Source organism: Microbacterium sp. DT81.1 (genome assembly GCF_049844955.1).
GTDB lineage: Bacteria > Actinomycetota > Actinomycetes > Actinomycetales > Microbacteriaceae > Microbacterium.
Map to the genome: position 1 here is coordinate 212840 of NZ_JBNCMA010000008.1, position 13142 is coordinate 225981.

The 13142-nt window shown below is 68.9% G+C and carries 13 protein-coding genes and 1 pseudogene; 9 read left to right on the forward strand and 5 right to left on the reverse strand.

Annotated elements, in window-relative coordinates; genetic code table 11:
- Positions 1-5: 5 nt before the first annotated feature.
- The 6 genes and pseudogenes from alr (at position 6) to ACLQ2Q_RS20200 (ending at position 4599) form a co-directional block, all read left to right on the forward strand.
- On the forward strand, positions 6-1121 hold the full coding sequence (gene alr, locus ACLQ2Q_RS20175) for an alanine racemase (RefSeq protein WP_425823309.1): 1116 nt from the start codon (positions 6-8) through the stop codon (positions 1119-1121).
- Positions 1118-1627 carry a tRNA (adenosine(37)-N6)-threonylcarbamoyltransferase complex ATPase subunit type 1 TsaE gene (gene tsaE, locus ACLQ2Q_RS20180; RefSeq protein ID WP_425823259.1) on the forward strand — a complete coding sequence of 170 codons (510 nt, stop codon included), beginning with the start codon at positions 1118-1120 and terminating at the stop codon, positions 1625-1627. The genes alr and tsaE overlap by 4 nt, the downstream gene beginning before the upstream one ends.
- 283 nt (positions 1628-1910) lie before the next feature.
- Entirely contained in the window at positions 1911-2561 is a 651-nt protein-coding gene (gene tsaB, locus ACLQ2Q_RS20185) for a tRNA (adenosine(37)-N6)-threonylcarbamoyltransferase complex dimerization subunit type 1 TsaB (protein ID WP_425823261.1), read from the forward strand.
- A pseudogene (rimI, locus tag ACLQ2Q_RS20190) lies at positions 2558-2974 on the forward strand (ribosomal protein S18-alanine N-acetyltransferase); the annotation flags it as partial. The gene tsaB and the pseudogene rimI, both read left to right, overlap by 4 nt.
- Before the next feature lie 66 nt (positions 2975-3040).
- The gene (gene tsaD / locus ACLQ2Q_RS20195) at positions 3041-4114 is read left to right on the forward strand and encodes a tRNA (adenosine(37)-N6)-threonylcarbamoyltransferase complex transferase subunit TsaD (RefSeq protein ID WP_425823311.1); all 1074 of its coding nucleotides are present in this window, start codon (positions 3041-3043) and stop codon (positions 4112-4114) included.
- Complete coding sequence (locus ACLQ2Q_RS20200; protein ID WP_425823263.1) at positions 4111-4599, forward strand: hypothetical protein; 489 nt, start codon at positions 4111-4113, stop codon at positions 4597-4599. The genes tsaD and ACLQ2Q_RS20200 overlap by 4 nt, the downstream gene beginning before the upstream one ends.
- Before the next feature lie 12 nt (positions 4600-4611).
- On the opposite strand, the gene ACLQ2Q_RS20205 is transcribed toward ACLQ2Q_RS20200, so the two are convergent.
- Positions 4612-5799 carry a class I SAM-dependent methyltransferase gene (locus ACLQ2Q_RS20205; protein ID WP_425823265.1) on the reverse strand — a complete coding sequence of 396 codons (1188 nt, stop codon included), beginning with the start codon at positions 5797-5799 and terminating at the stop codon, positions 4612-4614.
- Positions 5800-5956: 157 nt separating this feature from the next.
- Between ACLQ2Q_RS20205 and groES the strand changes: the two genes are divergently transcribed.
- The 3 genes from groES (at position 5957) to ACLQ2Q_RS20220 (ending at position 8822) form a co-directional block, all read left to right on the forward strand.
- A complete protein-coding gene (gene groES / locus ACLQ2Q_RS20210; protein ID WP_425823267.1) occupies positions 5957-6253 on the forward strand; it encodes a co-chaperone GroES in 297 nt (98 codons plus the stop codon).
- A gap of 179 nt (positions 6254-6432) precedes the next feature.
- A complete protein-coding gene (gene rarD / locus ACLQ2Q_RS20215; protein ID WP_425823269.1) occupies positions 6433-7371 on the forward strand; it encodes an EamA family transporter RarD in 939 nt (312 codons plus the stop codon).
- A gap of 152 nt (positions 7372-7523) precedes the next feature.
- Positions 7524-8822: an ABC transporter substrate-binding protein gene (locus ACLQ2Q_RS20220; RefSeq protein WP_425823271.1), complete on the forward strand. Its 1299-nt coding sequence runs from the start codon at positions 7524-7526 to the stop codon at positions 8820-8822.
- Between the two features lie 182 nt (positions 8823-9004).
- Here the strand turns inward: ACLQ2Q_RS20220 and ACLQ2Q_RS20225 are convergent, their stop codons facing one another.
- From ACLQ2Q_RS20225 to ACLQ2Q_RS20240, 4 genes are read right to left on the reverse strand one after another with little or no spacing between them, the layout of a single operon-like run.
- On the reverse strand, positions 9005-9745 hold the full coding sequence (locus ACLQ2Q_RS20225) for an ABC transporter ATP-binding protein (protein WP_425823273.1): 741 nt from the start codon (positions 9743-9745) through the stop codon (positions 9005-9007).
- Positions 9742-10716: an ABC transporter ATP-binding protein gene (locus ACLQ2Q_RS20230; protein ID WP_425823275.1), complete on the reverse strand. Its 975-nt coding sequence runs from the start codon at positions 10714-10716 to the stop codon at positions 9742-9744. The genes ACLQ2Q_RS20225 and ACLQ2Q_RS20230 overlap by 4 nt, the downstream gene beginning before the upstream one ends.
- Positions 10717-10753: 37 nt before the next feature.
- Positions 10754-11734: a branched-chain amino acid ABC transporter permease gene (locus ACLQ2Q_RS20235; RefSeq protein ID WP_425823277.1), complete on the reverse strand. Its 981-nt coding sequence runs from the start codon at positions 11732-11734 to the stop codon at positions 10754-10756.
- Positions 11735-11741: 7 nt separating this feature from the next.
- Positions 11742-12986: an ABC transporter permease subunit gene (locus ACLQ2Q_RS20240; RefSeq protein ID WP_425823313.1), complete on the reverse strand. Its 1245-nt coding sequence runs from the start codon at positions 12984-12986 to the stop codon at positions 11742-11744.
- Positions 12987-13142: the final 156 nt, after the last annotated feature.

A 13142-nucleotide genomic window follows, 5' to 3' on the forward strand; every position in this document is an offset into this window, starting at 1 on the left:
CGCGGATGCCCGCCGGGGTCATGCGCGAAGCGCTGATCGACGTCTCCGCGATCACGGCGAACACGCGGCACCTCCGAAAGCTCACCGGCGCCGAGGTGATCGCGGTCGTGAAGGCGGACGGCTACGGCCACGGGGCCGCCCGCTCGGCGGTCGCCGCGCTCGAGGGCGGTGCGTCGCGCCTGGGTGTCGCCGACACCGCCGAGGGCATCGCCCTGCGCCGCGCGGGCATCATGGCCCCGATCGTCGCGTGGCTGCACGCTCCGGGGGCTTCCTTCGCCGAGGCCGCCTCGGTCGGCGTCGAACTGGGCATCTCGACGTTCGATCAGCTTCTCGCGGCCGCGGCCGCGGCATCCATGGATCGCCCCGTCGGCGTGCACCTCAAACTCGAGACGGGTCTGTCCCGCAACGGCATCGCGCCCGCCGATTGGGGCGTCGTGTTCGCGGAGGCGGCGCGGTTGGAGCGCATCGGCAAGGTCAGAGTCGTGGGGCTGTTCAGCCACCTCTCGAACGCGTCCGCCGACGACGATCGCGCTGCCCTGGCGGAGTTCGAACGCGGTGTCGCCGCGGCGGCCGCGGTCGGGATCGCCCCGCCCCTGCTGCACCTCGCGGCCACCCACGCGGCGATCGCGCTGCCCGAGACGCGCTTCGGCTGCGTCCGTATCGGCGTCGGCCTGTACGGGCTGTCGCCGTTCACGGACCGATCATCGGCGTCGCTGGGCCTCATCCCGGCGATGACGCTGCGCGGCGCGGTGGCGGCGGTTCGCCGAGTGCCGGCGGGTCAGGGGGTCTCCTACGGGTACGACCACCGCACCTCCGCGGAGTCCACGCTCGCGCTGGTGCCGCTCGGATATGCGGACGGGGTGCCCCGGCAGGCGTCGGGGAGCGGTCCGGTGATGATCGGCGGATCCCGGTTCTCGGTTTCGGGACGCATCGCGATGGACCAGTTCGTCGTCGATGTCGGCGACCACCCGGTGGCCGTCGGCGACGAGGTCGTGCTCTTCGGCGACCCCACGCTCGGTCTGCCGGCGGCCGATGACTGGGCGGACGCCGCGCGGACGATCAATTACGAGATCGTCACGCGGATCGGACCACGCGTGGCGCGGAGGCAGGTGTCGTCGTGACCTCTTCGGGGCCTGCGGAGCTGGAGGGGCGACAGGTTCTGTCGACGGTGGATGACACGGAGGCGTTCGGCGAGCGGTTGGGGCGGATGCTGCGCCCTGGGGATCTCGTGGTGCTGACGGGTCCGCTGGGAGCGGGCAAGACGACACTGACGCGCGGAATCGCGGCGGGGCTCGGAGTGCGAGGTCCCGTGCAGAGCCCGACGTTCGTCCTCGCACGCACGCACCCGTCGCTGGTCGGCGGCGCTCCACTGGTGCACGTCGACGCCTACCGGCTGCGGTCTGCCAGGGAGCTGGACGATCTGGACATCGACTTCGACGGCTCGGTGGTGATCATCGAGTGGGGTCGCGACATGGTGGACGGGCTGCGCGACTCGTGGTGGGAGATCGAGCTGGAGCGCCCGGTCGGCGGCCGTGGCGCGGACACGGCGTGCGGGGGACCCACCCGCGTCGAGGTCGAACTCGACGCCGATGCCCCCCGGGTCGTGACGGTGTCGCGCCGACCGTAGGGTTCCGGCCTCCGGCGTCGCTGCGCTCCGCCCTCGCGGAGTCTCGGCCGGCGGGGTCTCTGCCGGCGGGGTCTCGGCGGCGCAGCTGTTCTCTTTCGACGTACTCAAGTCTGCGTCTGCCCAAGCGCAGACTTGAGCGGTGCGTGGGCCAGCCTCGCGTCGATGCAAGTCTGCGCGAACCTCAGCGCAGACTTGATATCGCGAATCGCCGACACCTGCGCCCGAGGGCCGACCACGCGAACGCCCGCCCGAGCGGGGCGACGGCCCGCACTACCCTTGAAGGGTGATCCTTGCCGTCGACACCTCGATCGGATCGACCGTCGTCGTGGTCGAGCCGAACGGCGTCGTGCGCGGCGCGGCCGTGAGCGAAACGCGACTCGGACACGCCGAGGCCATCGGCCTGCTGCTCGAGCGCGCGCTGGCCGAGGCATCCGCGGCGCCCGCCGACATCACTCATGTCGTCGCCGGCATGGGCCCCGGTCCATTCACCGGGCTGCGCATCGGCATCGCCGCCGCCCGTGTCTTCGCGCTCGCCAGGGGAGTGCCCATGATCCCCGTCGCCAGCCACGACGCGGCGGCCCTTGCCGCGACGACGGGTGCCGAGCGCAACATCCGTCGCACGCCGTTCGCCGTCGTCACGGACGCCCGGCGGCGCGAGATGGCCGTCAGCATCTACGACGGAGTCGACGACGACGGGATGCCCCACAAGCTGGAGGGTCCGCAGCTTCGCGCGGCGGGCACCGACGTCGTCGTCGACGGGCTCACGCTCGAGGGGGATTCCCTGCAGGTCGTGACCTCGATCGACCCGTCAGGGCTGGGCCTGCTCGCGGCCCGGGCGGTCACGTCGCAGAGGAGCCTGCCGACATCCGAGCCCCTCTACCTGCGCGCCCCCGACGTGACGATCGGTCACGCACCCAAGCGGGTGGGCACATGAGCATCCGACTCGCGACACCCGCCGACCTCGAGCCCATCATGGCGATCGAGAACGCCTCGTTCCCCACCGACGCCTGGTCGCCGGCCATGATGCGGGAGGAGCTCCGGAGTCCGCACGGGCACTACATCGTCCTCGAGACGGCCGGGCGCATCGTCGGGTATGCCGGTCTTCGCGCTCCACGCGGGGCTGCGGATGCCGACATCCAGACCATCGCGCTCGCCGAGTCCGCCCGTGGCCGCGGCCAGGGTCGCCGACTGCTGCGCACGCTGATCGCAGAGGCGTCGGCGCGCGGCGCCCGCGACCTCTTCCTCGAGGTGCGCGCCGACAATCCGGTTGCCCAGGCGCTGTACGCATCCGAGGGCTTCACGGAGGTCGGGCGTCGCCCGCGCTACTACCAGCCCGACGACGTGGATGCGGTCGTGATGAAGCTCGATCTGCCGGCATGGGCCGCGGCGCGGGCCCCGCGTGCGAAGGAGACCATGCACCTGAACCGCGAACCCCTCGTCCTGGGCATCGAGACGAGCTGCGACGAGACCGGCATCGGCATCGTCCGAGGGCGCACGCTGCTCAGCAACACGATCGCGAGCAGCATGGACGAGCACGCGCGCTACGGCGGGGTCGTCCCGGAGGTCGCTGCACGCGCACACCTCGAGGCCCTGCAGCCGGCCATCGAGGCGGCGCTCGCCGAGGCGCGCGTGGCGCTGAGCGACCTCGATGCGGTCGCGGTCACCAGCGGGCCCGGTCTGGCCGGCGCGCTCATGGTCGGCATCGGGGCCGCGAAGGCTCTCGCGGTGGCGCTCGGCAAGCCGCTCTACGCCGTCAACCACCTCGTCGGGCACATCGCGGCCGACATCCTCGACGCCGAGGCGCCGCCCCTGGAGTACCCGACCGTCGCCCTCCTCGTCTCCGGAGGGCACACGTCGCTGCTCCTTGTCCGCGACCTGACCAGTGACGTCGAACTGCTGGGCGAGACCGTGGACGACGCCGCGGGCGAGGCGTTCGACAAGGTCGCGCGGCTGCTGGGGCTGCCCTACCCTGGTGGCCCCCAGATCGACCGGGCCGCGGCATCCGGAGACCCCGCCTCGATCCGCTTCCCCCGCGGCCTCTCACGTGCCTCGGACATGGACAAGCACCGGTATGACTTCTCGTTCTCCGGTCTGAAGACCGCGGTGGCACGCTGGGTCGAGCAGCAGCCGGAGGGTGCGGAGATTCCCGTCGCCGACGTCGCGGCCAGCTTCCGCGAGTCGGTCGTCGACGTGCTCGTCACCAAGGCCCTCGACGCGTGCGCCCGCTACGAGGTGCCCCGGCTGCTGCTCGGCGGCGGGGTCATCGCGAACAGGCGACTCCGCGACGTGGCGCTCGAGAGGGCGGATGCTGCGGGCGTGACGGTCCGCATTCCCCCTCTGTCGCTCTGCACCGACAACGGCGCGATGATCGCCGCCCTCGCGTCGGAGCTCATCATGGCCGGCCGCGCGCCCTCGAGCCTCGGCTTCGGCGCCGATTCCACCTTGCCCGTGACGCAGATCCAGGTCGACGAGGCGGTGCCGGCATGAGCGGCTCAGCCATGAACGGCAGTGGCACGAATTGGGGGGGTGAGCGGCCCGTTCCACAGGAGCCGCCCACGCCGGATGTCGATCTCGACCACGCCGCCCGACCGGAGGCACGCGTCCCCGGCGTGCCCTCCGCGTCGTTCTCCCGGCTGCCGACCGGCCCGGTGGATGCCGTCACCGCCTCGCACGACGAACCCGATCCCACCGCGCCGTTCCCGCAGTGGATGGTCACGCCGCCGATCGCTCCGCACCGCGGCCTCGGGGCCTGGGGGCTCGGATTCTCGCTGACCGGGCTGATCTCCTCGTTCTTCGTCGGATGGGGTTTCCCCATCTCCGTCGTCGGCATCGTGCTCGCGGCGCTCGCGCTCCGCCGACCCCTCGAGAGCCGCCCCGTTGCGACCTGGGCGCTGGTGCTCGGCATCCTGGGCCTCGTCTACAGCGCCGGCTGGATGCTGTGGGCGGCCGCGCAGCTGAGGCTCTTCAGCTGACGCCTCTCGCCGTCAGCGAGCCACTCGGTCGGCGAGCACCGTCAGCCGGCGGTCGCCGATACGGGTGAGGATGAGCGTCCCGCGCGCGGGCCCGCGCAGCGACAGGCGCTTCCGCAGCACGGCCGGATCGACATCCACGCCCCTCTTCTTGATCTCCAGGGTCCCGATCTCCCGCGAGCGGAGCGCCTTGCCGAGCGCCTTCAGATCATTCGGCAGCACCTCCCGCACCCGGAAGGTGGACACGAACGGGCTCGTCACGGCCGCATCTCCGGTCAGATAAGCGATACCGGGCGAGAGCATGCCCGCCTCGAGCGCCCGCCCGACCTCGCCGATGAGGCGGGCGCGGATGACGGAGCCGTCGGGTTCATGGATGTACTCCCCGAGCTCTCGCGCTTCGACGTCGGGCGCGTCATCCGCCGCGGTCAGCTCTGTGGCGCTGTCGCCCCGGATCACGAGCGCCGCTCGGCGGATACCGGGCCGCGCGAGGGATCCGAACCACAGCGCGAGCTCGACGACGGAGCCGTCGACGCTGACCCACTGCGCCTCCGCGTCGACCGGAATGCGGGACCGGTCGAAACCGGGTCCGAGCTTCATGCCGAGCGGCCGGCTCGCGGCCAGTCCGAACGCCCACTCCACAGGGGGCGAGTAGTCCTCGCTGCGCGTGAGCCGGGTCGTGTCGGTATGCCCCGCCGTCCGCCGCGCCGGGTCGAGCCACACCCCGTCCCACGCCTCCAGATCGACGTCCTCCGCCCTCGCGTGCCGCACCTCCGTCCCCGGCCGGAAGGGTGCGAGGTTGTAGGCGGCCATCGCGGCGGTGACCTCGTCGGCGTCGACGGCCAGCACGTCGATGCCGACGCCGCAGAATGCCAGGGCATCGCCCCCGATGCCGCTGCCGAGATCGGCGACCCTCGTGATGCCGGCGTCGCGGAAGCGGCGCGCGTGCATCGCCGCGACCGGCAGCCGGGTCGCCTGCTCCAGGCCGGCCGAGGTGAAGAGCATCCGGTCGGCGAAGTCCCCGAACTTGAGCCGGGCCCTCGCCCGCAGTCGCGCCTGGCCGACGACCGCCGACACGAGTTGGGGGGAATGCCCGGCCGCGCGCAGCCGCGACACCTCGTGCGCGACATCCGCCGTCGACCAGGCCTGATCCAGCAGGCGCAGCCCTTCGGGCGTGAGCAGCGCGGTGAGTTCGGCCATCTCCACACCCTCAGCCTACGGTCGTCTTTTCCGGCGATCGGGTCTCGACTGGCACTCGCGTTGCATGAGTGCCAGCGCTTGCCTAGACTGGCGTTAGCACTCTCGGGGTGAGGGTGCTAACAAGTCTTCCGTGTTCAGAAGCGTTAGAAAGAAGAGGTAGACCGTGTCGGTTTCCATCAAGCCGCTCGAAGACCGCATCGTCATCAAGCAGATCGAGGCAGAGCAGACCACCGCAAGTGGCCTGGTCATCCCCGACACCGCCAAGGAGAAGCCCCAGGAGGGCGAGGTCGTGGCCGTGGGCCCCGGCCGCATCGATGACAACGGCAACCGAGTTCCGCTGGACGTCGCCGTCGGCGACCGCGTGATCTACAGCAAGTACGGGGGCACCGAGGTCAAGTTCGGCGCCGATGAGTTCCTCGTGCTCTCGGCCCGTGACGTGCTGGCGGTCGTCGTCCGCTGATCACGCCCAGAGCGATGAAGGGCCCGGATGCTTCGGCATCTGGGCCCTTCTGCGTGTCCCGGCCGGGCGGCCAACGCGCGGGCGCATCGGACAGAACGCGGGGCCGAATGGCAGAGAACGGATGCCGGCCGGCATGCGGTTCGCGTCGCCCGCGTCGGCGCGCGGCATAGGCTGGACGAGTGTCAGCCGCCCGTCCCGACCCCGCCCGGGAGCGCATCCTCGGCGGCGTATACGCCTTCTGCGCGTATTTCCTCTGGGGCTTCCTGCCCCTGTACTTCCTGACGCTCAGCCCCACGGGCCCGTGGGAGATCGTTGCATGGCGCATCGTCTTCTCCCTGCTGTTCTGCATCGTGCTGATCGCGGTGCTGCGATCGTGGCGGCGATTCCGCGACATCGTCCGGCAGCGCCGCCTGCTGTTCTGGACCGCTGTCGCGGGCATGCTGATCTACGTCAACTGGCAGGTCTTCCTGATCGGCACGCTCACCGGCCATGTGCTCGAGACGAGCCTCGGCTACTTCATCAATCCCATCGTGACGGTGCTGCTCGGCGTGCTCGTGCTTCGAGAGCGCCTGCGGCTCACGCAGTGGATCGCGATCGGCGTCGCGGCGCTCGCCGTTCTCGTCATCGTGCTGGGATACGGCACCTTCCCCTGGATCTCCCTCAGCCTGGCGGTGTCGTTCGGGCTCTACGGGCTCGTCAAGAAGCAGATCGGACCCGCCGTCGACGCGGTGAGCGGCCTCACCCTGGAATCGTTCTGGCTCCTGCCGATCGCGATCGTCCAGCTGATCGTGGTCGGCGCCACGACAGGGATCACGCTCGGCGCGGCCGGCCCATGGCACGCGGTGCTGCTCTCGCTCGCCGGAGTGTTCACGGCCACGCCGCTGCTCTTCTTCGCCGCGGGTGCCCGCCGCGCGCCCCTCGTGCTGATCGGCCTGCTGCAGTTCGTGGCGCCCATCCTGCAGTTCGTGATCGGCGTGTGGCTGCTGGGTGAGCCGATGCCGCCCGAGCGGTGGGTCGGCTTCGGGCTGGTGTGGCTCGCGCTCACCGTGCTGACCGTGGATTCGGTCGTGTTCGCACGCCGGGCGCGGGGCGTCTCGGATGTGGCCGCGATCACTTGAGATGCGCCGGTGCGTTGCGGAAAAGTAACGATTCAGTCGCGTTACACATCGTTAACGAGACGCAACACTCGGGAGCCCGGCGCGAGGTTAGGGTAAACCTCATTGGGTCGGCGCCCGAGCCGCGCCCGCGTTCATTCACAGCAAGGAGCACTATGAGCGTCTTTTCCCGAGGCACTGCCTCACGCTCGCGCGTACGCGCGGCACTCGGCGGCATTGCGATCGCCGGCGTCAGCGTACTGGTCCTCGCCGGCTGCACGAGCGGCGGCGGCGGCGAGGCAAGCGAGCCGACCGAATCGGCAGGTCCCGTCGAGGATCTCGCCCTGACCATCGGAACGGCACTGCCCCAGACCGGCAACCTGGCCTTCCTCGGCCCGCCGGAGGAAGCGGGCGTCGCCTACGCGCAGTCGCAGATCAACGCGGCGACGGCCGACACCGGGCTCGAGCTCGAGGTCGTCTTCGGCGACTCGGGCAACACCGACAACAAGGCCTACGAGACCGAGATCCCGCGTCTGCTGGGTGAGGGTGTGTCGGCCATCATCGGTGCGGCATCCTCGAGCACGTCGTTGCAGTTCATCGACCAGGTCGTCGGTGCGGGCGTCATCCAGTTCTCGCCGGCCAACACCTCTGACGCGTTCACCACCTATGACGACAACGGGCTGTACTTCCGCACCGCGCCGTCCGACGTGCTTCAGGGCGAGGTGCTCGGCAACCTGATCGCCGAGGACGGCAACCAGACGCTCGGCATGATCGTGCTGAACGACTCGTACGGAACCGGACTCGCGAAGTACGTCACCGAGGCCTTCGAGGCCGCCGGCGGCGAGGTCGTCGCGGCCCCGACGTACAACACGGGTGACACGAGCTTCGACGCGCAGATCAGCGAGGTGCTCGCCGCCGCTCCGGATGCGATCGCGCTGATCACGTTCGACGAGGTCGTGACCATCCTGCCGAGCCTCATCGGTCAGTTCCCCGCCGACAAGTTCTACTTCGTCGACGGAAACCTGAAGAACTTCGAACCGGGACAGTTCCCCGAGGGCTCCCTCACGGGTTCCAAGGGCACCCTTCCGGGCCTGACGATCGACACCCTCGGTGAGTTCACCGATGAGCTCGACGCCTTCCTTGAGGAGGAGGGCACCCCGGCGCTCACGGACTACAGCTACGCGGCTGAATCCTACGACGCCACCATCCTCCTCGCGCTGGGCGCACTTGCGGCCGGCTCCACCGAGGGCGAGGCGATCGCCGGAAAGCTGCAGGAAGTCTCCGGCGGATCCGGCGACGGCGAGAAGTGCGAGACGTACGCCGACTGCGCAGCGATCATCGTGGGAGGCGGCACGGCCGACTACGACGGTATCTCCGGTCCGATCACCTTCGACGAGGTCGGCGACCCGACCGAGGCGTCGATCGGCATCTACGAGTACCAGGACGACAACACCTACGTCGCCTACGAGGGCTGAGCAGCACTCCCAGGGAAGCGGCCCCGATCCTCTGGATCGGGGCCGCTTCTTCGTGCGGCCGGCATCGAGGGACCCCGGGAGATCACGAAGACGGATGCACCTCTGGTCGGACGGCACGGGGCACGACGAGGGGTGGATGCCGCGGCATCCACCCCTCCTCTTCCAGAACTGCGGGCCTGCGCCTAGGTGCCGAGTGTTCCGAGGTACAGCTCGGTCACCTTCGGGTCGTGCAGCAGCTCGCGGCCCGTTCCGGTGTAGGCGTCCCGGCCCTGATCGAGCACATAGCCGCGGTCGCAGATCTGCAGGCAGCGGCGGGCGTTCTGCTCCACCATGATGCAGGTCACTCCGGCCTTGTTGATCTCGGAGACGCGGATGAAGGCTTCGTCTTGACGGACCGGTGAGAGTCCCGCCGACGGCTCATCCAGCAGCAGCACCTTGGGGTCCATCATCAGGGCCCTGCTCATCGCCACCATCTGGCGCTCACCGCCGGAAAGGGAGCCGGCGCGCTGCTTGAGCCTCTTGCCGAGTTCGGAGAAGATTCCGGTGACGAACTCCAGGCGTTCCTTGTAGGCCGACGGGTTCTGGTAGAGGCCCATCTGCAGGTTCTCTTCGATCGTCAGGCTGGGGAACACGTTGTTCGTCTGAGGTATGAACCCGACCCCACGGCCGACCAGCTTGTTCGCCTTCAGGCCGGTGATGTCTTCGCCCTGGAGGCTGATCGTGCCGCTGCGGACGTTCACCTGCCCGAAGATCGCCTTCAGCAGTGTCGACTTGCCGGCGCCGTTGGGGCCGATGATGCCGATGAGCTCGCCCTGATGAGCGACGAGCGAGCAGCCGTTCAGGATGTTCACTCCCGGCAGGTAGCCCGCATGCACGTCGTCGATGAAGACGACGGGGGTGGCGGTCGTGACGTCGGTGCTCACTTCTGTTCCCCTTGGTCGAGTTCTGCGAGGCCGGCGGCCTCGATGTCTTCGGCGCTGACCGCCTGCGAAGCCGCGGCATCCGTCGTCGGATCGGCATCGACGACGGAGATGCGTCCGGTGACCACTCCGAGGTCGAGCTCCTGGTGGGCACCGAGGTAGGCGTCGATGACTGCGGGGTTGCGCATGACGGTGTACGGATCGCCCTCGGCGACCACGCGGCCCTCCGCCATGACGACCACCCAGTCGGCGATGTGGCGCACCATGTGCATGTCGTGCTCGACGAAGAGCACCGTCATCCCCTCTTCCTTGAGGTCGAGGATGTGGTCGAGCAGCGACTGCGTCAGGGCCGGATTGACGCCGGCCATGGGCTCATCGAGCATGACGAGCTTGGGCTGCGTCATGAGCGCGCGGGCCATCTCGAGCAGCTTGCGCTGGCCCCCGGAGAGGCTCGCCGCGAAGTCGTTCGCCTTGGTGTCCAGCTTGAACTTCGCGAGCAGGCCCATCGCCCGCTCCTCGATCTCCTTATCCTGCTTGCGCCAGAGCGCCGGGATCATGCTCACGAAGAAGTTCTCACCCCGCTGACCGGTGGCCCCGAGCTTCATGTTCTCGAGCACCGTGAGCAGGCCGAGGGCCTTCGTGAGCTGGAATGTGCGCACCTGCCCGAGGCGGGCGACCCTGTATGCAGGGACGCCCGAGAGGGACTTGCCGTCGAACGTCCACGTGCCCGTGTTGGGCTTGTCGAAGCCGGTGAGCAGATTGAAGAGTGTGGTCTTCCCGGCGCCGTTCGGTCCGATGAGCGCCGTGATGACCCCGCGCGGGATCTCGAGGTGCTCCACGTCGACCGCGTTGACGCCGCCGAACGAGCGGCTGACGTTGTCGGCGATGATGATCGGGTCGACCTTGGCGACTCCGGGAACCGCGTCGCCGACGTGCAGGCCGGTGGCCTTGGGGCGCTCGACCGGCGCCGTCATGCGACGCTCCACCGGAGCGCCCTCCTGGGGTGAGCCGTCACTTGACAAAGGTCAGCTCCTTCCTGTTTCCGAGCAGGCCCTGAGGCATGAAGATGACGAGCAGCATGAGGGCGACACCCACGAGGATGAAGCGCAGTGTGCCTGCCTGGATGGCGGTCATGAACGGCAGGAACCCCGCCTGCACGAGCGCCGGCAGGAAGTTGCTCAGGAACGTCTGCAGCGCCCAGAAGATGAGCGATCCGAGGAGCGGTCCGAAGACCGTCGCGGCACCGCCCAGCAGCAGAGCCGTCCACACGAAGAATGTCAGGGACGTCACGTAGATGCCCGGGCTGACGGCGGAGGGGAGCGCGTAGACGATACCTCCGGCGCCGGCGAGCACGCCGCCGAGCACGAGCGACTGCATCTTGTAGGCGTAGACGTTCTTGCCGAGGGCCCGCACCGCGTCCTCGTCCTCGCGGATGCCCTTCAGAGAGCGGCCCCAGGGGCTGCGCATCAGCATCCAGACGACGAGCGCCGCGAAGGCGAGGGTGATCAGACCGGTGATCCGCACCCACCAGCCCGTCTCGTTGTACGTCCACGGGCCGAATCCGTAGGTGCCGTCGGGAATCGGGTTCGAGGCCCGGAAGCTCTGGTGATACCCGCTGAGGCCGTCGGCGGACCCGGTGACCTCGTCGAAGGCACTGGTGAGGAACAGCAGGCGCACGACTTCGGCGGCGGCGATCGTGACGATGGCCAGGTAATCGCCGCGAAGGCGCAGTGTCGGAATGCCGAGGATCAACGCGAACACGGCCGATGCCACGAGACCGATGAGGGCGGCGAGCCACCATTCCAGGCCGAACGACAGCACAGAGATGGCGTAGCCGTAGGCGCCGATGGCCATGAAGCCCGCGATGCCCATGTTGATCAGGCCGGTGTAGCCGAAGTGCACAGCGAGACCGAGAGCGGCGAGTGCGAACCCGATCGTCGCCGGGCTGATGATCGACGATGCGGTGTTGGAGAGGATCTGAAGCCAGTCCATGTTGCGCCTAACCTATTCTCTCGCGGCGACCGAGGATGCCCTGTGGCCGGAACAACAGGATGACGATCAGAATGAACAAGGCGCTCGCATACCGCAGATCCGCGGGGATCCAGAGGCTGGAGACCTCGACGAGGACCCCGACGATGAGGGACCCGATCAGAGCGCCGAACGCCGTTCCGAGGCCGCCGAGGGTCACGGCGGCGAACATGAGCAGCAGAACCTCAGCGCCCATATCCCACTTGATCCCGGGCCGGAAGTACGCGTAGAGGATGCCGGAGAGGCCGGCCATCGCGCCGGCGAGCACCCATACGACGCGAACGACGAAGTCCACGTCGATGCCCGACGCGGCGGCGAGCGACGAATTGTCGGAAATGGCACGTGTCGCCTTTCCGATGCGCGAGTAGAGCAGCCAGAGCGCGAACGCGACGATGACGATGATCGAGATCGCGAGCGAGACCATGTCGATGACACTGAGCTGCACGACACCGAACAGGGGGATCTTGGCGGCCGAGGCGAACGGCAACTGGCTCGTGCCGCCGCCGATGAAGAACTGGAACGTGTAGCGCAGAGCGAGCGAGAGGCCGATGCTCACGATCATGAGCTGCACGGCCCCGACGCCTTTTCGCCTGAGCGGTCGCCACAGGATCACGTCGAGCACGAGGCCTAGGAGCGCGCTCAGGATCACCGCCACCGGAAAGCCGATCCAGAGGGGAAGGGCGAGCGATGCCGGGCCCACCAGCAGCAGGGCCGCTATCGCGCCGAAGGTCACCATCTCGCCGTGAGCGAAGTTCGAGATCCCCGTCGTGCCGAACACCAGCGAGAGCCCGACGGCCGCGAGCGCGAGCATGAGGCCGAAGCTCACTCCTGTCACGATTCGCTGTACGAACTGGTCGAAGAAGCTGGTGACGTTGCGCACGCCCTCGCCGATGAAGAAGTTCACCGTCACCCGGCCACCGGCTCCCACCGTGACTTCCTTCACGTTCGGGGTGTCATCCCCCTCTTCGACGACGGCGATGCCCTCCGGGAGCGACTCCTCGTCGAGCGTGACGGTGTAGTCCTCGTTGCGCTCGGGAACGCCGACGCGCCACTGGCCGTTCTCGTCGGTCTCGACCTCCTGCTCACCGCCGGGGCCGTCGATCACGAGGATGACTCCTTGCAGGGGCTCCCCATCCAGCTGGACGTTGCCGCTGATGCGGTAGGGATCGTCTTCGGCCGCGCTTGCGGGCGCGGCTGTCAGCACGCCGACGCCCATCAGTGCGGCGAGTACGAGTAGGAACGCAGCGATCAGCCGGGAGAGTCGCCCCGGCGATGATGCGGCGAGAGGGGTATGGGATCCCACGAAACCTCCAGTTGAGATGCCACGACCGAGCGCGGGTCTCGCATCGGCCGTGAGGGAGACTTTATGAGC

Bases quoted from the DNA above. Each gene is read 5' to 3' on its own strand.
- alr (WP_425823309.1), top strand. From the start codon at position 6: ATGCCCGCCGGGGTCATGCGCGAAGCGCTGATCGACGTCTCCGCGATC.
- tsaD (WP_425823311.1), top strand. From the start codon at position 3,041: ATGCACCTGAACCGCGAACCCCTCGTCCTGGGCATCGAGACGAGCTGC.
- ACLQ2Q_RS20200 (WP_425823263.1), top strand. From the start codon at position 4,111: ATGAGCGGCTCAGCCATGAACGGCAGTGGCACGAATTGGGGGGGTGAG.
- ACLQ2Q_RS20220 (WP_425823271.1), top strand. From the start codon at position 7,524: ATGAGCGTCTTTTCCCGAGGCACTGCCTCACGCTCGCGCGTACGCGCG.
- ACLQ2Q_RS20230 (WP_425823275.1), bottom strand. From the start codon at position 10,716: ATGACGGCGCCGGTCGAGCGCCCCAAGGCCACCGGCCTGCACGTCGGC.
- ACLQ2Q_RS20235 (WP_425823277.1), bottom strand. From the start codon at position 11,734: ATGGACTGGCTTCAGATCCTCTCCAACACCGCATCGTCGATCATCAGC.
- ACLQ2Q_RS20240 (WP_425823313.1), bottom strand. From the start codon at position 12,986: ATGGGCGTCGGCGTGCTGACAGCCGCGCCCGCAAGCGCGGCCGAAGAC.